Origin of the sequence: Mycobacterium sp. SMC-4, assembly GCF_050205565.1 — a bacterium.
In the GTDB taxonomy this organism is placed as follows: Bacteria; Actinomycetota; Actinomycetes; order Mycobacteriales; family Mycobacteriaceae; genus Mycobacterium.
Genome location: NZ_JBNMQU010000011.1, coordinates 167,534 through 184,350, shown reverse-complemented (window position 1 = coordinate 184,350; position 16,817 = coordinate 167,534). Strand labels below are relative to the sequence as shown.

Below are 16,817 nucleotides of genomic sequence, written 5' to 3'. Positions count from 1 at the left end.
GTTCTATTTGATCCGACGCTAGGCTGTCGTGGCACGATGCGCAAGAAGGAGTTGTGATGCCCGGACCCAGTACCCGCGACCGCATCCTGGATGCGACGGCGGAGTTGTATCGACGCCAGGGCATGCCCGCGACCGGGCTCAAGCAGATCTCGCAGGCCGCGCAGGCACCCTTCGGTTCCATCTACCACCACTTTCCCGGCGGCAAGGAGGCCATCACCGTCGAGGTCATCCGGCGGGAAGGCATCCGCTACGGCGAGTTCGTCGGTGCACAGCTGGCCGACATCGATCCCCGCACCGGCATTCCGCAGCTGTTCGCGAACGCCGGCGCGCACCTGGAAAGCCAGGACTACAGCGAGGCGTGTTCCATCGAGACCATCGCGCTGGAGGTGGCCAGCACCAACGAGACGCTGCGGTTGGAGGCCGCCGAGGTCTTCCGCGGCTGGCTGACCGGGCTGTCGGCGTGGTTCACGCAACTCGGCGTCGACGACGCCGAATGCCACCGCCTGGCGACGATCACGCTGACTGCCCTCGAGGGCGCGTTCGTGCTGTGCCGGACGTTGCGCTGTGTCGAGCCGATGCACTGCGCCGGAGCCGGCGTCGCGGCCGCGGTCGAGGCTGCGCTGCGCCCCGACTGAGAACGGTCAGGCCGCGACGGCCGTCCCGCAGATCCCGCACACCTCGAAGGTGCGCCGCTTCCACCGCGCGACCGGGATGAAGAACAGCGTGAACTGCTTGAACTCCCGTATCCGCGACCACTGCGTGGTGTTGTGGCAGCGCGGACACGTCCGAACTCCGCCGGGCCCGAGGTGTTTCTGCTTGGCGCCGTATCCGAAGAGGAAGAACACCGACGCCAGCGTAGGCCGGTTTACCAGCCGGCGTTGCGGGCCAGGTCGATGGCGTTCTGGCTCATGAAGGTGCCCGCACTCGGGAAGCCGCGGCAGGCGCCGTCGGATTCCCCGGGACGCTTGACCCACAGGAACGCGTCGATCCGCGGGTTGCCGGTGTCGGTGGTCGGCCGCGCGCCCAGGGCGCGGCCGCTCGGGTTGCACCAGTACAGGTCGTCGCCCTCGACCGGTCCGGCCCCGTTGCGCGACGTGTCCATCACGTAGTGCTTGCCGCCGGTCATGTTCGAGATCGTCTCGCCGTAGCCGGTCACTTCCGCGGTGGTGAAGAAGTTCGCGGTGTTGAGGCTGAAGCCACGCGCCTTGGCGACCCCGACCCGGTTCAACCGGTCGGCCATCAGGTCGGCCGCCACCCAGCGCGGGTGGCCCGCGTCGACGTAGACCGCCGTGCCCGGGTTGCGGCTCAGCGTGTCGACGGCGTAACCGATCAGCGCGATTCGTTCCTCCTGCTGGGCGGGAGACAGGCAGTCGATCATGGCCAGCGCGTCGGGTTCGAGGATGACCGCGGCGCGGCCCGGTCCGATCGCGGCGGCGACGCCGTCGATCCACGCCCGGTAGGCGCCGGCCGACCCGAAGCCGCCGGCGGCGTAGCTGCCGCAGTCGCGGTTCGGGATGCCGTAGAGCGCCAGCACCGGGATGGTGCCGGCGGCTTGGGCGGTCTGGATGTACTTCGCGTCGACCGACGGGGTGGAGATGTGGTCCATCCAGTACGCCGTGGGGGTGTTGACCACCGCCTCCAACAGCGGGTCGGGGTTGCTCGCCAACGCCCTCATGCCCTTCGAGTGCGGGTTGACGTAGAAGGGTTGGCCCACCAGCGGGTTGGCGTCGCTGATCAGCCGGACCTGCGGGGCGGGATCGACGTTCGTCGCAGCCACCACGCCGCCGGTGGCGGCGACGGCGGCGACGGTCAGGGCCGGGGTGATCCACCGGGTCAGGGCGCGCGATGCTCGCGAAACGGAAGTCCTCACGTCACGGAAACCTATCGGTGCGCACGCCGGCGCGGTGAGTCAGGGGTTGACCGACCGGCGACGATGGATGCATGAGTGCGGTTCAGGTCGTCACCAGCCGGGAGGTCCCCCTCGGCGGTCCGCGGGCGATGACGGTGCGACGCACGCTGCCGCAGCGCGCTCGCTCGCTGATCGGTGCGTGGTGCTTCCTCGACCACTACGGGCCCGACGACGTGGCGCGCACCGGCGGCATGGACGTGCCCCCGCATCCGCACACCGGCTTGCAGACGGTCAGCTGGCTGTTCGAGGGCGAGATCGAGCACCGCGACACCACCGGCGCACACGCGCGGGTACGGCCGGGCGAGCTCAACCTCATGACGGCCGGCGGCGGCGTGGCGCACTCAGAGGTCTCCACGGCGCAGACCTCGACCCTGCACGGCGTGCAGCTGTGGGTGGTGCTGCCCGACGATGCCCGCCACCTCCCCAGCCGCTTCGAGCATGCCGCACCCCCTCCCGTGCACCTCGACGGCGCCACGGCCCGGGTGCTGCTGGGCACCATGGCCGGACACACCTCGTCCGTCACGGCGCACACCCCGCTGCTCGGTGCCGAGCTCGTCCTCGAGCCTGGTGCGCAGGTGACGCTCGACGTCGCGCGCGAGTTCGAGCACGGCGTCCTGGTCGACGCCGGCCCGGTGGTCGTGGCCGGCACCGAACTCTCCCCCGCCGACCTGGGGTACATACCGCCGGGACGCGACCGGCTGGAACTGGTCAATCCCGGCGACCGGCCGGCGCGGGTGATGCTGCTCGGCGGCGAGCCCTTCACCGAACCGGTGGTGATGTGGTGGAACTTCATCGGCCGCACCCACGACGAGATCGCGGCATACCGCGACGAGTGGGAAGCCGGGTCCGACCGCTTCGGGACAGTCACGGGTTACCAGGGGCACGTGCAACGACTGCCGGCCCCGCCGATGCCCTCGGTGCGGCTCAAGCCGCGGATGTCGCCGCCGGCGCCCGGCGATCCCAGCGCCTGGGGTTAGCGCCGACGGTTCACGATCGCCTCGGACGGGCATGTACTCCTGTGCCCGTCGACGAAGAGGAGCACCCATGGCCGGTCCGACAGTTGATCGCCGCACGACCACCGGCTGGTTGTTGCCGGCACTCGTCGCGTTGGCGACCGCAGCCACCCTCGTGGTGAACTACCTGGCCAACAGCCTGCCGATCAACGGGCAGACCACCGGGGACGTCACCCGCCGCGTCGAGGTGTACTTCGTGCCGGCCGGCTACGTGTTCTCCATCTGGAGCCTCATCTACGCCGGGCTGCTCGCGTTCAGCGTCTACGTGTCCCTCTCCCTGGCCAAGGGCCGGGCCGACAGCGGTGCCGCGCGGGCCATCGCGCCGTGGTATCTGCTGACGGCCGTGGCCAACTGTTGCTGGCTGTTCGCGTGGCACCACAACGCTTTTCCGCTGAGCATGGCGGTGATGGTGGTGCTGCTGGGCGCGCTCATCGTGATCTACCGGATCCAGGATGCCCATCCGGCCACCTCGACCTTCGAGTACTGGACGGTGCACATCCCGTTCCGGGTGTACCTGGGCTGGATCTCGGTCGCGACGATCGCCAACGCGACCATCACCCTCGACGATGCGGGCTGGAACGGATTCGGGATCTCCGAGCCGACCTGGGGCGTCATCATGGTGCTTGTCGCGACGGCGCTGGGACTGGTGATGTCCTTGCGGCACAGCGACATCGCCTACGCGGCGGTGCTGATCTGGGCGCTGGTCGGTATCGCGGTTCGACTGAGTGACACGACGAATGTGGTGGCCGCCGCCCTTGCGGGCGCTGCTGCGCTGGTGGCGGCGGTTGTCCTCGTCGTGGTGCGGCGCAACCGCACTCCCGCCCTCAGGACGCGATCAGAGCGTCGACCTGGTTGATCGCCGACGTTGCGCCCTCGACCATGCCCATGTCGAGCACCTTCTGCAGACCCTCGGCGGACTCGTACGTGCTGGTGTAGACCGCGCGTGTCCCGCCGTCGTGCTCTGCGAAGGTGAACACGCTGCGGGACACCGGCATTGCCGGATCGGCGTTGAAGTCCAGGTCGGCGAACTTGTCGTCGAACGAGAAGCTCGTCGGCTCGTCGACGGCGGTGATCTCCCACAGGCCGGGGTACTTCTCGCCGTCGGGTCCGGTCATGAAGTAGGTGACCCGACCTCCGGGAACCAGTTCGTGATCCACCACGGTCGCCGGGAATTCCGGTGGGCCCCAGATTTTTTCGAGTTGACGCGGATCGGCGTAGATCTGCCAGATCCGGGTGACCGGGGCGGCGAAGTCCGCGGTGATGGTCAGGGTCAGGTTCTCGAGGTCGTGGGAGACATCGGTGACAGGCATGGTCAATCCTCCTTGGGGTGTTCGGATGAGATGAGTTCGTCGATACGTGCCACGCGGCCGCGCCACACCTGTTCGAGTTCACCGAGCAGGTCTGCCACCGGCCGCAGGGCGGTGACGTCCCCGCTGGCCAGTTGCTCGCGGCCGCGACGCCGCTTGGTGAGCAGGCCGGCCTTCTCGAGCACGGCGACGTGTTTCTGCACTGCCGCGAAGCTCACCTCGTACTTCGCCGCCAGCGCGGACACCGAGTGCTCGCCTGCCAGCACCCGGCGCATGATGTCGCGCCTGGTCCGGTCGGCGAGCGCGTGGAACAGGGCGTCGGCCCGGTCCTCGTCGATCACGGTCACCCAGACAACATACAACCAATCGGTTGTATGTTGTCAAGACTTAGCCCAATCTTTCTGTCTGAGAATCGATTCGACGACCCGGCGAGGGACGCGCCGGCGCTGCGTATCGTGGTGCGGTGATGAGTGCCGATCGACCCAATGCACGGGCTCGGCGTCGACGCGCGGTGAACTTCGCCCTGCGGGGGCGGCGTGATCCCGCGTCGGGCGCGGGGCAGCGCAGGCGCGCGTCCCGCGGAGCCGGTGACGCACACACCCGCAAGGTGCTCGACCTGACCATCCGGCTGGCCGAGGTGATGTTGTCGTCGGGCTCCGGCACCGCCGACGTCGTCGCCACCGCCCAAGACGTCGCCCGCGCCTATCAACTCACCGACTGCGTGGTCGACGTGTTCGTCACCACGATCTTCGTGTCGGCGCCGCCGACGTCCGACAGTGCGCCCATCACGATCGTGCGTGCGGTGCAGTCCCGCTCGACCGACTACACCCGCCTGTCCCAACTCGACGAGTTGGTGCGGCGCATCACCTCCGGCGGCGTCTCGGTCGACGAGGCACACGACGCGATGGACGAACTGAGCGAGCAGCCGCACCCGTACCCACGGTGGGTCGCCACGGCCGGATGGGCCGGCTTCGCCCTGGGCATCGCGATGCTGCTCGGCGGCAGCTGGCTGACGTGGATCCTGGCGGCGGTCACCTCGGTGCTGATCGACCGCACCCTGCGCTGGCTCAACCGGCGTGGCACACCGTCGTTCTTCCAGCAGGCCGCGGGCGCGGCGATCGCGACTCTGGTCGCCGTCGGGGCCTATCTGTTCTTCGGCCTCGGGCCGTCGGCCCTGGTGGCCACCGGCATCGTGATGCTGCTGGCGGGCATGACCCTGGTCGGTTCGGTGCAGGACGCGCTCACCGGCTACATGGTCACGGCGGTGGCACGTCTGGGCGACGTGCTCTTCCTGACCATGGGCATCGTCGTCGGCATCCTCGCGGGGCTGCAGGTGGCGTCCCTGGCGGGCATCGAGATCCGCCTGCAGGTCCAGGTGACCGAGCTTTTCGTACTGCCCAGCCAGCCCCTGACGATCGTGCTCGCAGTCGGCGGCGCGGCGCTGGCCGGCGCGTGCCTGGTCGTGACGAGTTACGCGCGTCCGCGGGCGGTGGTCATCGCCGGCCTGGCCGCGGGCTTGGCCGAGTTGGTGCTGATCGGCCTCGGGAACGCCGGGTTCGGCCAGATCGTGGCGACCGGGATCGCGGCGGTCGGGGTCGGTCTGCTCGCGACCCTGATCTCCATCCGGCGTCAGGCACCGGCATTGGTCACCGCGACGGCCGGCATCACCCCGATGCTGCCGGGTCTGGCGGTCTTCCGTGCGGTGTTCTACTTCGCCGTCGAGCGCAACTTCAGTGCCGGCATGGGGCAGGCGCTGGCCGCGGCGGCCACCGCGCTGGCGATCGGCGCGGGCGTGGTCATGGGTGAGCTGCTCGGGTCGCCGCTGCGCTACCGCGCGGGCCGGATCGGGGACTTCCTTCGGGTGGAGGGCCCACCGGGTGTGCGCCGGGCGATCGGCAAGGTGGTCGCGCTGCGGCCGACCGAGGAACAGCGCGAAACCCGACCGACCTATCAGCGGTCGTGGAGTGTCGCGATGGAGCCGGAAACGCCGCAGTCCGCCGACGACCAGAGCGCTGAGTCACCCCAGGACGAAGGCGACGCGACCGGCACACGGTAGCGCCGGGTCTGAAACCACCACATTCGGGTACATAGACCTTCCGAGCGCAACGATGCGACACGGAGGAGGATCAGGTGCAGCCCGGCGACGCCCGACAGTCCGCGACGGAGACCGAGCCACCACCAGGGGTGCTGAAGAAGGCCATCACGGCTTCGGCGATCGGCAACGCGACCGAATGGTTCGACTACGGCATCTACGCCTACGGGGTCACCTACATCTCGGCGGCGATCTTCCCCGGCGACGCCGCCAACGCAACGCTGCTGGCGCTGATGACGTTCGCGGTGTCCTTCCTGGTCCGTCCGCTCGGCGGGTTCGTCTGGGGTCCGCTCGGCGACCGGCTGGGCCGCAAGCGCGTGCTCGCCATCACGATCGTGCTCATGGCCGGCGCGACCTTCTGCGTGGGCTTGGTGCCCAGCTACGACGCGATCGGGATGTGGGCGCCGTTCCTGCTGGTGTTCCTCCGGATGGTGCAGGGCTTCTCGACCGGCGGCGAGTACGGCGGGGCCGCGACCTTCATGGCCGAGTACGCCCCCAGCCGGCGGCGCGGATTGCTCGGCAGCTTTCTGGAATTCGGGACGCTGGGCGGTTTCTCGTTGGGCGCCCTACTGATGCTGGGATGCTCGCTGGTCCTGGGCGACCAGCAGATGCACGACTGGGGCTGGCGGCTGCCGTTCCTCGTCGCCGCCCCCATGGGCCTGATCGGGTTGTACCTGAGGTCGCGACTGGACGACACCCCGGTGTTCCGGGAGCTCGCGGAGAAGGGCGAGACCGAACACGAGACCTCCTCGCAGTTCCGGGATCTCCTGGCCAAGTACTGGCGTCCGATCCTGCAGCTCGGCGGCCTGGTGGTTGCGCTCAACGTCGTGAACTACACGTTGCTGACCTACATGCCCACCTATCTGGAGACCCAGATCGGGCTCACGGCCGATCAGTCGCTGATCGTGCCGGTCATCGGGATGCTGTCCATGATGGTGTTCGTCCCGTTCGCCGGTCTGCTCAGCGACCGGGTCGGCCGCAAGCCGCTGTGGTGGTTCTCCCTGATCGGTCTCTTCATCGCCGGTGTGCCGATGTTCCTGCTGATGGGCACCGGCATCGCCGGGGCGATCATCGGCTTCGCCGTGCTGGGGCTGCTGTATGTCCCGCAGCTGGCCACGATTTCGGCGACGTTCCCCGCGATGTTCCCGACACAGGTGCGCTACGCCGGATTCGCGATCGCCTACAACGTCTCGACGTCGCTGTTCGGGGGCACGGCCCCGGCGGTCAACGACTGGCTGACCACCAGCACGGGCGACATGCTCGTCCCCGCGTACTACATGATGGGCGCGTGCGTCATCGGTGCGCTGGCGCTGCTGAAGGTGCCCGAGACCGCGCGTTGCCCGATCGGCGGGACCGTCACGCCGGGAACCGAAGAGGCGCCGGACCCCGTCCCGTTCGAGAAGTCCTCGGCCTGACCCTCTTTGACCGCCGGTCACGCTACCCGGCCGGTGTCTCACCGGTGCGCGGTGTGGCGTCGGCGCGGGGTTCCGTCGCGGTCCCGGGTGATCAGTCCCTGCTGTTCGAACGCGTCGAGCCACCCGCCCATCGGCCAACTGCCCCACCGCCGGTGGTAGACGCACGCGTTGCGCACGATGTCATCGAGGTGACGCACGGGCGGATCCTCCACCGGATGGTGCTGGTGGAATGCGTGGGCGCCGCCCACCCAGCGCATCGGAACGCCTTGTGCTGCTGCGCGGCACGCGAAGTCGGTGTCCTCACCGCCGTAGCCCTCGTATTCTTCGCAGAAGCCGCCGATGGCCTCCCAGGTGTCGCGGCGCACGGCGAACGACAGCGACCAGAACAGCGCGTAATCATCTGTGGCCACGATCGATTCGTCGTCCGGACACGGACGCGCGGGATGCGGGTCCACCTGCTCGGACAGCGTGTCGAGGTCATAGCCCGACGGTCCCGCGGCAGGCAGATAGGTGACCGGCCCGCACAACAGCGCGTCGCGGTGGTCGGAATGTGCCGCGGCCTGCCGGTAGCGTGCGATCAGCGCCGGGGACGGTATGCAGTCGACGTCGAGGAAGACCAGTAGATCGGCACCGGCGGCGAGGGCGCTGCGTGCGCCCTCGTTGCGGGCCGCAGCCAGCGGCAGCGGCGGTGCCGCTGGATACTCGACGAGCACGGCGTCGTGACCTGTTCGGCGCAGCACCGACGGCACGTCGGGATCGCCGAGCGCGACGACGACGTGGATGTCCGCCGGACGAGTGCTTCGCTGGAGTCCCCGGATCTGGTTGCGTAAGTGGACATGCCGGCCGTGCACGGTGGTGATGACCGCGGCGTTCATCATCGGCCGGCCTTTCGGCGGCAACCGGTCGCGGTGGCTTCGATCGCTGCGGCCGCGCGTGCCGCGGCGCCGTGCACCTGCCAGCGCCGCCACTGCTGGGGGTCGTGGCTCTGCGTGCGACGCAGTAGTTCCGGCCAATCCTCGGCGGCCGGCCACCCGACGGCGGCGACGGCCAGCCCGTTACGGCTCAGGACCTCTGCGGTGCAGTGTTGTTCGTCGAACGGTCGCGGTTGCGGGATGATGATGGCCGACCGTCGCGCGGCGGCGATGTCGGCGATGCTGTTCTGACCGGCATGACTGACCACGACGTCGGCGTCACACAGGTACGGCCACGGGTCGTCGACCCATGTTCCCGACGCCCCGCCGAGGGCCGTGCACGTGAAGTCGGTGAGGTCCCCACACACCTTGTCGCCGAAGGTGTCTGCGGCGCCGCCGAGCAGCAGCAGGCGCTGCTGCCGTCCGTGTGTCGGGGCGGTCGGGGTGTGGTGCTCGAACCGGCTGATCCCACCCACGTAACTGGTCTTGTGCGCGTGCGGTTTCAGCCAGTGCGGGGTGTTCAGGTCTGCCGGCCACGCGGCGATGATGTGGTCGGCGGCCTGGTGCACGAGGACATGAGGCGGGTCGGTGCGTTCGCCGGGCAGCGCCACCACGACGGTCGGGATCCCCAGAAGCCGGAGGAAGAGCGCCACCTCCACCGAGACGTCGACGACGCAGACTTCGGGCTGGGCGTCGGCGACCCAACCGGCAAGGGCCTGCATGCGCGCACTGAAGCCGCGATCGTGGTGGGGCGCCCAGTGCAGGGCACCGTGTGCGGTCGGTTCGCAAACCGCGTCGGCCTGGTCGTCACGCGGAAGCTCGACGACGGCGGCGAACGGATGTTGTTGTGGCACGGTCGCCGAGGTCAGTGCCGTCACCGGCCTGCGCAGCTGCGAGGTGATGCTGACGGCGCGGGCGAGGTGACCGTAGCCGTGATGGTGGATGTAGTACCCGATCATCGGTGGCTGAGCCTTCTCCTGAGATCATCTGTCGATACAGGTTCACGTAGGCACGCAGCATCGAGTCGGACGAACACCGGCTGACGGCATGCTCATGGACGGTGCGGCGCGGTAGCCGTGCCGCAGTCGGGATGGCCTCGGCCAGCGCCGCTACGTCGTCAGGAGGCACCAAGCGTCCGGACTCACGTGTGACCAGCTCGGGGATGCCGCCGCGCTCGAACGCGACAACCGGTGTGCCGCAACACATCGCCTCGGCGACCACCAGTCCGTAGGGCTCGTCCCAGGTCGGTGTCACGAGTGCGACCGCGGCGGTTCCGACCAGCCGGGCCAGTTGTTGTTGGGTCAGGTGCCCGGCATAGTGCACGCGCTCCCCGAGGTGCGGCGCGATGTGCTCGGCGAAGTACTGCGGATCGGAGATGGGTCCGGCCAGGGTGAGGGTGCGTCCGGCGAGCCGGGTGGCCTCGATGGCCATGTGCGGCGCCTTCTCGGGGGTGAGGCGTCCGAACCAGACGACGCGGTCCCCGCCCGGGCCCAACGGCCAATGGCGCGTGTCGATTCCGTTGCGCACCACCTCGAATTGTCCGCCGATGGATTCCCATGCGGCGGCAGTGTGTTCGGACACCGCGGCAAACCGGGTGCCGGCGCCGCCCGTCGCCTTGATCGCCGACTCGAGCCACGGCGTCGGCGGGGTGTGCACGGTGGTCAGCATCGGGGTCGACAGCGTCGGCGCCATCGCCACCGGCAGGTAGTGCAGGCTGTGGTTGTGGATCACGTCGAACTCGTCGGCGTGGGATCCGGCCAACTGCACCATCAGACTCAGGTAGGCATGGTGGTCGGCCATGAAGCTCTCCGCAGGCATCGACACATCCGAGCGGGCCGCGTCGCTGAGGTCCAGCTCGCATACCTGCAGGGCGTCGCAGTCGAGAGCCGCATCGGAGCCGGGCGCGGCGAACAGCGTCACTGTGTGGCCCTGCCCGACCAATGCGCCGGCAAGGTGCCAGACGTGCGCTTCCAGCCCGCCGGCGAACGGTTGGCGGATCGGGTGACGGCAGGAGGCGATCAGGGCAATACGCAGCGCATCCCTCATCGCAGAACTGACTCGTACACCGCGCGGTGGGCATCAGCCAGCAGCACGCGTTCGGCCTGCCGATCCTCCCACGTTGCCCGCGGCGCCGGTATCCCGTCGACCCATCGGTGGTATGCGGACTCCACGGCCTCGCGCAACGACGCGGGGTCGAAATCGTCCTCGGTGAAGGTGAACTCACCAACCGGGCGTTGCTCGGCGTAGAACCCGCAGCTGGGGGCGATCACCGCGGTGCCGAGGTCATAGCACGCCTCGAGCCACCCGGAGTGGGTGCCGAACCGGTAGGGCAACACGGACACCGACAGATCAGCCAGGTAGTCCCACAGTTCGTCGTCGGTGAAGTACGGGTGCACACGGACGTCGACGTGCGCGTGGCGACCGAAGGCCAGCACCGCGGCGCCGACCTCGGGCGCGTACCAGTGGTTGCCGTGGTCGAAGACCTCGTCGTGAATGTTGATCTGCAGCACAGTATTCGGCAGTGCGGCCGTGATGTCGCACAGCGCGGCCAGCACGGGCAGCGGATCCATGTTGGCCCGCAGGCTCTTGCAATGGACCCCCACGACGAACTGCTCCCCGTGGCGGCGCGGTGCTTCGATGTACGCGCGGTCGAGCACATGGGGATGCGGCAACACCAAGGCGTGCTTGTCCCAACGGCGTCGAATCTCCTGCGCCGCACCGGATGTGAGAGTGATCAGCGCATCTGCCACGGCGATCAGCACGTCTTGCTGCAGGATGTGCGCCTCGGGCTCGGGGTGATGGGGATTGCGCAGGTCGTGCACCGTGTAGACCATCGGCTTGTCGTGGGCTTTGCACTCCTGCATGACCTCGGTCAACACGTCGGCACCGATCGCGTCGAAACCGAAATGGACGTGGAACACGTCGAACAGTTCGTGATTGCTGCTCACCCAGCCCGGCTCGAGCATCAGCGGGGGCCACCATCCCCCGGGGACCTTCCTGCCGTCGGCGGGCACCGGGTCCGCCAGCCGCACGGTGGCGTCGTCTCCGGTTGGATCTGCGAGGTGACGCACATAGACGTGGGAAGCCGGGACAGACGCCACACGCAGCAACGTACGACTCCTCACGGTCGAGGGTGGGGCGCGGCGGCCACCGCGGACCGCGTTGTCCGCAGGTGTGCACTACGCGCCGTAAGAGACTCACTCTCTTTACCCCGCCGCTGATCGCGGCCAAACCTCGTCGCGGGTCAGGCGCGGTAAGCCGCCGACTCAGCGGCCAGTTCGTCGAGAAGGGCCTGGTTCAGACGGAACGCGATCTTCACCTCGTCGACCACCCGGGCAATATCGTCGGCATCCAGCCCCAGATCGTCGAGCCGGGCGCGGTAAGCGTCCTTGTACGGTTTGATGCGCACCGCGAAATCGTAGAACGCCAGGCCCTGTCCCTCGAGCCCGAATTCCCGGTCCAGGAGGGTGGCCATCGCCTGACCGCCGGACAGGTCACCGAGATAGCGGGTGTAGTGGTGGGCCACCACCGCACCGCCCCAGCTCAGGCCCGCCAACCGGGACCGGTATTGCTGCAGCGCAGGCGAATTCACCTCTTCGGCACCCGGCGCCCAGTACTCGAGGTCGGCGTCGAGGGCAGGCAACCGTTCGAGCACCGGATCGTAGACCGCGGCGACCAGCGGGTCGTCGCGATGCGCCCGGACGGTTCGTTCGAGCGCTTCGTAGACCGGCCGCAGGCGCAGCAGGTAGGCGGCGTAGCCGCGGCGGCCCACCCGACCCGACAGCAGGTCGGTGAAGAACACCGAGTTTTCGGCGGCGTCGTGGTCGGCGGCCGAGCCCACACTGATCGCGACCGACAGCGACCTGGTCGGATCGGCGTGGTGGCGTCGCATGTTCAGCTCGGGACTGCGGCCTGCAGAGACGCCAGCGCGGCACTGCTGAGCCGGGCGAGTTCTGAGACCTCTGCCGGATCGAGCGCGGCGGTCAGGATCTCGGTCATCCGGCGGTTGGTGGCCTGCTCGGCATCGTCGTAGCGGTCCTTCTTGTCGGCGCCGTCGGCGTACGGTTCGGGCCAGCCGAACATCGCCGCGTACTGTGGGCCCTTGTTGAGCATGTGCGCTTCGATCGGTGCGATCCCCGCGAGCGCCAGAGCCCCGAAGTGCAGGCCGGCACGCAGCTCACGCAGCACGAACATCACCTGCAGCGCCCGGGCCGGGCCGTCCTGGGCGAGCGGCATCTCGCGCCAGCCCGCGTACAACGGCAGGCCCGCGGTCGGGGTGTGCGCGATGACCTTCTCCCCCAGTGCCGCAAGGCGTTCGAGATCGTCGGCGCCGGACAGATACTTGCGGCCGAACTCGGCTGTCTGTTCCCAGTACAGCTGCGCGGCGCCGGCGGCACCGCGCACCGCGACACCTTCGTCCCACATCGCGGACAGGCCGGTCGGCTCGAACACCGCGAAGATCGCGGCAACGCTGGTGCCGGACGCTTCGCCGAGCACTCCGCCACGGCCGGCGACGTACCCGGAGAGCGGATTCTCGTAGCCTGCAGCGGCACTGCCGCCGAAGGTCTCGGGGTGCAGCATGAACACCGCCACGGCATGTTCGATGGCCGCGCCCGCGTCGGCTACGGCTTCCTGCAGATCCGTATCGCTCATGTGGCTCCTCTTCACCTCACGCCTTCGGCCGGCACGCCGGGGGCGTCCCTCCCGAAGAGTAGCCGTCGCGGTGATGTCGCGGGCTCAGGCTCCCACCATCATCAGGCCACCGTCGACGGCGATCAGCTGTCCGGTGATGAACCGTGCCGCGGGACTGCTGAGGAACAACAGTACCGGGGTCAGGTCGGCTGCGGGGTCGCCGAGCTTGCCTCCCAGGGGGATGCTCGTCTGCAGCTGCTTGTCGATCAGCGGCGCTGCATCGGGACCGAGGAAGCCACGCAGCCGGTCAGCTCCGGGGGTCTGGACGGCCGGTGCGATCGCGTTGACCGTGACGCGGTCGTGCGCCCAGGCTCGGGCCGCTGACCGCGTCCACGCCTGCACGGCGCCTTTCGCCGCCGCGTACACCGCCGACAGCGGACTGCCCATGGCGGCTTCGGCGGACCCGAAGTTGATGATCTGGCCGCCCATCTCTCGCATGGCCGCGTGTGCCGCCTGGTTGACGAAGATCGTCGACTTGAGGTTGGTGTCGAGTTGGTCGTCGATGTCATTGCCGGTGATCGTGCCCGGTATGCCCGGCTGCCATCGGCCCGCCGCGTGGATGACGACATCGAGTCCGCCGAGCATGCGCGCCGCCGTGGCCACGACGTGGTCGACGGCCTCGGCGTCGCGCACGTCGCACTGCTCCCACTGCGCCGGAACATCTTTCAGTGGTTCCGATCGGTGGTATGTCGCGACCACCAGCGCATCGGCGTCCGTCAGCGCGCGCACCGCCGCGGCGCCGATGCCGGTCGCGGCGCCGGTCACCAAGATCCTGCGTCCGGCGACCTGTGAGTTCCGCTCGGTCATGTCCCCTCCTCGATGGTGTCGTCAGAACGTGACGACGACCTTGTCCGCGGCACCCGGTGTGCCGGCCAGCTCGAAGGCCGACGTGACGTCTTCGAACGGCACCGTGTGGCTGACGATGACCGCGTACTTTTCCCAGTTCTCGACCAAATCCTCGGTCACGTCGAAGAATTCGTCCGGATATCCCATGGAGCCGACGATGGTGATCTCATTGCTCATGATGTTGGTGAACTCCACCGCCACCGGTTCCTTGTGCACACCGACGATCCCGAGGGTCGCACCCTTCTTCGCCGCTGCCAGGGCGGTGTCGACGACCGACGGCGCCCCGGCCGCGTCGAGGAAGATGTCGGTGCCCGCCCTGCCCGGGAACAGCGCCTCACCGGGGCCGTGCAGGTCGATCAAGCGAGCGACCACGTCCTCAGCACCGACGTCGAGCACCGCATCGGCTCCCACCCGAAGCGCCTTTTCCAGTCGCGCCGGAACGAGATCGGCCACCACGATGTGTCCGGCACCCATCGAGCGGAACGCGAGCACAGCCCCGAGGCCTACCGGCCCGGCGCCGAAAACGACGACTTTGTCGCCCGGTTTTGGCCGGCATTGGTTGGCGCCGTGGCGGGCGACAGCCATGGGTTCGTTGAGTGCGGCCACTTCGAACGGGATGTGTTTCGGGATGACCTGCAGCGCTTCGCCGCGGACAGCGCGCTCGACCAGCAGGTACTCGGCCAACGCGCCGTAGGCGCCGCCGTTTCCGATGATCCCGCTCGGTGCGGCCATCGGGTTGATCACCACGTGGTCGCCGACGGCGATGCCCTCGACCTCTGCACCGACCTCGACGACCTCACCGGCAGGCTCGTGCCCCAGCGGGGTGGCACCCTCGCGCGGAGGGATACCCCCGAGCGCGATGTAGAGGGCGTCTGAACCGCAGATGCCACAGGACCGCATCCGCACCAAGACGTCGCGCGATCCGACTGCGGGTGTGGGCACCTCCAGCACCTCGGCGCTGCCGGGGCGCGTGACCATCACGGTCTTCACGCCGACATCATCTCGAGGAAGGCCGGCCAGTCCGGGAACAATGCCCGATCGACGATCTCGATCCTGATCCCGGTGTCGTCGATGTAGTAGGCGAAAGAAGTCAGCGTCTCGCCGGCAGGCCGCGCCTCCAGGCGGTAGCCGGCATCCTCGAGTTTGCGCGCAGCGGTGGCCAGATCATCGACCCAGTAGCCCAGATGGTGCGCCGCCGCGCCGACGGGAGCCGACCATACGGTGCCCGGCACCTCCTGAACGACTTCCAGATGCGGGGCCTGCAACGAGTAGACGAACTTGAAGGGCACGTCGACGTCACCGGCGGATGTGGTCACCTTCAAGTTGGCCTCGACCGGTTTGGTCCACGTGTAGCCGGCCGCGGCGCTCAGTCTCCTTGTGGCAGCATCGATGTCGGACACGATGAGCCCGGTGTGGTAGAGCTCCCCGGTTGCCAGGACAGGTGCGGTCACGGTGCCGCCTCCAGTTCGATGTCGAAGGTGTCGAGGTACTCCGCGAAGACCGGCTCGAGCTCGTCGACCGTCAACCCGTACTGCTCCAGGCTGTAGGAATTGAGCCCGTATCGGTCCTGCGGATGTTCGCCCAGCCAATTCTGCATGCGTGCTTCGGTGTCCGGCGTCAGGGAATCGCCGGCCCAGTCGTAGAGTCGCCGCATCACGTCCATGGGGTCGCGCATCATTTCGGAGTAGTACATGTGGAAGAAGCGGTCGTCGCCGATGCGGTCGCGGGCCCGCAGTGGGCGCTCCACGTGCACCCCCATCTGAGCCTTCGCATATCGTCCGATGGCGTGCAGATCGACCGCTTCGCTGTTGTGGCTCATGCTCTTCGGCAGTTTCAGTAGGTTGCCCAGCGACCCCGTGGCCTTGTACGGGTCGCGGTGGGCCCACACCAGCCGAGCGTCGGGGAAGACCTTCAGCAGCGCCTCGATGTGCACCGAGTGTGACGGCATCTTCAGACTCCAGGTGCCGGGCGCGGTCGACTGTAGGACCTGCAGATAGCGCTTCTGATACTCGTAGGTGGTGGTCATGTCAGCCTCGCTGAACAGCCACTCGTAGTACCGCGAGGTGTGCAGGAAGGCGTCCCAGGACAGCGCCTTGAAGTCCTGGTTGTGGATGAACATGTCCTCGGTGGGCCCGTCGGCGTCTTCCCAATGCGGCAGAGCAACTTTCGCTGCCGCCACCATCTCCAAGGTTCTGCGCTGCTCGTCGAGCATGTCGAGGCATCGTTGATCGGTGCGCAGCGCGTCTGCCGCCGCCGGTGGGACGGGATGCATGCACTGCCACAGTAACAACGAACGGCGAGCCGGATCCCGATCGAGGAGGTAGCTGACCACGGTGGTGCCGGTCCGCGGCATGCCGAGGACGATCAGCGGGTTCTCGACCGGGGTGTCGAGCACCTCGGGGTGAGACCAGATGTAGTCGTGGACCTGCAGGCGTCGGGCCAGGGCGTCCACGGCATCCGTCAGGATTCGCTCACGTCCATACGGTGAGAACGCGGGGCACGTGTTGACCTCGTCGACGATGATCTCCAAGCCCTCGCGCCAGGAATCCGAGTCGATCTCGGACAAGCCGGTGCGCTTGGTGGCGAGGTCGAAGACGTCGTCGGCGCCTGCGACAGAATCGAATTCACCCAT

At 68.3% G+C, this 16,817-nt stretch carries 19 protein-coding genes; 5 read left to right on the top strand and 14 right to left on the bottom strand.

All coding sequences use genetic code 11. From position 1 onward, the window contains the following. Positions 1 to 56 precede the first annotated feature (56 nt). Entirely contained in the window at positions 57 to 635 is a 579-nt protein-coding gene (locus ACQI46_RS19800; RefSeq protein WP_427095740.1) for a TetR/AcrR family transcriptional regulator, read from the top strand. Positions 636 to 641: 6 nt separating this feature from the next. Here ACQI46_RS19800 and ACQI46_RS19795 read toward each other — a convergent pair whose 3' ends face one another. Together ACQI46_RS19795 and ACQI46_RS19790 are read right to left on the bottom strand one after the other, a co-directional pair. Next, positions 642 to 845 (bottom strand): zinc-ribbon domain-containing protein, encoded by a 204-nt coding sequence (locus tag ACQI46_RS19795; RefSeq protein WP_427095739.1) that lies wholly within the window; start codon positions 843 to 845, stop codon positions 642 to 644. A gap of 20 nt (positions 846 to 865) precedes the next feature. Further along, positions 866 to 1,870 carry a glycoside hydrolase family 6 protein gene (locus ACQI46_RS19790; RefSeq protein WP_427095738.1) on the bottom strand — a complete coding sequence of 335 codons (1,005 nt, stop codon included), beginning with the start codon at positions 1,868 to 1,870 and terminating at the stop codon, positions 866 to 868. 71 nt (positions 1,871 to 1,941) lie between these two features. Between ACQI46_RS19790 and ACQI46_RS19785 the strand changes: the two genes are divergently transcribed. Further along, positions 1,942 to 2,886, top strand: a complete 945-nt coding sequence (locus tag ACQI46_RS19785) for a pirin family protein (protein WP_427095737.1) — start codon at positions 1,942 to 1,944, stop codon at positions 2,884 to 2,886. A 67-nt stretch (positions 2,887 to 2,953) separates the two neighbouring features. Then, positions 2,954 to 3,778: a tryptophan-rich sensory protein gene (locus ACQI46_RS19780; RefSeq protein ID WP_427095736.1), complete on the top strand. Its 825-nt coding sequence runs from the start codon at positions 2,954 to 2,956 to the stop codon at positions 3,776 to 3,778. On the opposite strand, the gene ACQI46_RS19775 is transcribed toward ACQI46_RS19780, so the two are convergent. After that, positions 3,747 to 4,232: an SRPBCC family protein gene (locus ACQI46_RS19775; RefSeq protein WP_427095735.1), complete on the bottom strand. Its 486-nt coding sequence runs from the start codon at positions 4,230 to 4,232 to the stop codon at positions 3,747 to 3,749. The genes ACQI46_RS19780 and ACQI46_RS19775 overlap by 32 nt on opposite strands. A 2-nt stretch (positions 4,233 to 4,234) precedes the next feature. Beyond that, entirely contained in the window at positions 4,235 to 4,576 is a 342-nt protein-coding gene (locus ACQI46_RS19770; protein WP_427095734.1) for an ArsR/SmtB family transcription factor, read from the bottom strand. A gap of 119 nt (positions 4,577 to 4,695) precedes the next feature. Between ACQI46_RS19770 and ACQI46_RS19765 the strand changes: the two genes are divergently transcribed. Both ACQI46_RS19765 and ACQI46_RS19760 read left to right on the top strand, forming a co-directional pair. After that, positions 4,696 to 6,285, top strand: a complete 1,590-nt coding sequence (locus ACQI46_RS19765; protein WP_427095733.1) for a threonine/serine ThrE exporter family protein — start codon at positions 4,696 to 4,698, stop codon at positions 6,283 to 6,285. A gap of 74 nt (positions 6,286 to 6,359) precedes the next feature. Continuing rightward, positions 6,360 to 7,736, top strand: coding sequence for an MFS transporter (locus ACQI46_RS19760; protein ID WP_427095732.1), 1,377 nt, complete (start codon positions 6,360 to 6,362; stop codon positions 7,734 to 7,736). Positions 7,737 to 7,774: 38 nt separating this feature from the next. On the opposite strand, the gene ACQI46_RS19755 is transcribed toward ACQI46_RS19760, so the two are convergent. From ACQI46_RS19755 to ACQI46_RS19710, 10 genes are all read right to left on the bottom strand, one after another. Next, a complete protein-coding gene (locus ACQI46_RS19755; RefSeq protein WP_427095800.1) occupies positions 7,775 to 8,611 on the bottom strand; it encodes a glycosyltransferase family 2 protein in 837 nt (278 codons plus the stop codon). Next, positions 8,611 to 9,501, bottom strand: coding sequence for a glycosyltransferase (locus ACQI46_RS19750; protein WP_427095799.1), 891 nt, complete (start codon positions 9,499 to 9,501; stop codon positions 8,611 to 8,613). Before ACQI46_RS19750 ends, ACQI46_RS19755 begins: the two co-directional genes overlap by 1 nt. Next, positions 9,455 to 10,693, bottom strand: a complete 1,239-nt coding sequence (locus tag ACQI46_RS19745; RefSeq protein ID WP_427095731.1) for a glycosyltransferase family 4 protein — start codon at positions 10,691 to 10,693, stop codon at positions 9,455 to 9,457. Before ACQI46_RS19745 ends, ACQI46_RS19750 begins: the two co-directional genes overlap by 47 nt. Beyond that, entirely contained in the window at positions 10,690 to 11,757 is a 1,068-nt protein-coding gene (locus ACQI46_RS19740) for a glycosyltransferase family 1 protein (protein WP_427095730.1), read from the bottom strand. The genes ACQI46_RS19745 and ACQI46_RS19740 overlap by 4 nt, the downstream gene beginning before the upstream one ends. A gap of 134 nt (positions 11,758 to 11,891) precedes the next feature. Then, positions 11,892 to 12,539 carry a heme oxygenase (biliverdin-producing) gene (locus ACQI46_RS19735; RefSeq protein WP_427095729.1) on the bottom strand — a complete coding sequence of 216 codons (648 nt, stop codon included), beginning with the start codon at positions 12,537 to 12,539 and terminating at the stop codon, positions 11,892 to 11,894. Positions 12,540 to 12,541: 2 nt separating this feature from the next. Continuing rightward, positions 12,542 to 13,300, bottom strand: a complete 759-nt coding sequence (locus ACQI46_RS19730) for an SCO6745 family protein (RefSeq protein WP_427095728.1) — start codon at positions 13,298 to 13,300, stop codon at positions 12,542 to 12,544. Positions 13,301 to 13,384: 84 nt separating this feature from the next. Next, a complete protein-coding gene (locus ACQI46_RS19725) occupies positions 13,385 to 14,146 on the bottom strand; it encodes an SDR family NAD(P)-dependent oxidoreductase (protein WP_427095727.1) in 762 nt (253 codons plus the stop codon). Between the two features lie 21 nt (positions 14,147 to 14,167). Then, the gene (locus ACQI46_RS19720) at positions 14,168 to 15,175 is read right to left on the bottom strand and encodes a zinc-dependent alcohol dehydrogenase (protein WP_427095726.1); all 1,008 of its coding nucleotides are present in this window, start codon (positions 15,173 to 15,175) and stop codon (positions 14,168 to 14,170) included. Beyond that, positions 15,172 to 15,636, bottom strand: coding sequence for a VOC family protein (locus tag ACQI46_RS19715; RefSeq protein WP_427095725.1), 465 nt, complete (start codon positions 15,634 to 15,636; stop codon positions 15,172 to 15,174). The genes ACQI46_RS19720 and ACQI46_RS19715 overlap by 4 nt, the downstream gene beginning before the upstream one ends. Continuing rightward, the gene (locus ACQI46_RS19710; protein ID WP_427095724.1) at positions 15,633 to 16,817 is read right to left on the bottom strand and encodes a sulfotransferase family protein; all 1,185 of its coding nucleotides are present in this window, start codon (positions 16,815 to 16,817) and stop codon (positions 15,633 to 15,635) included. The genes ACQI46_RS19715 and ACQI46_RS19710 overlap by 4 nt, the downstream gene beginning before the upstream one ends.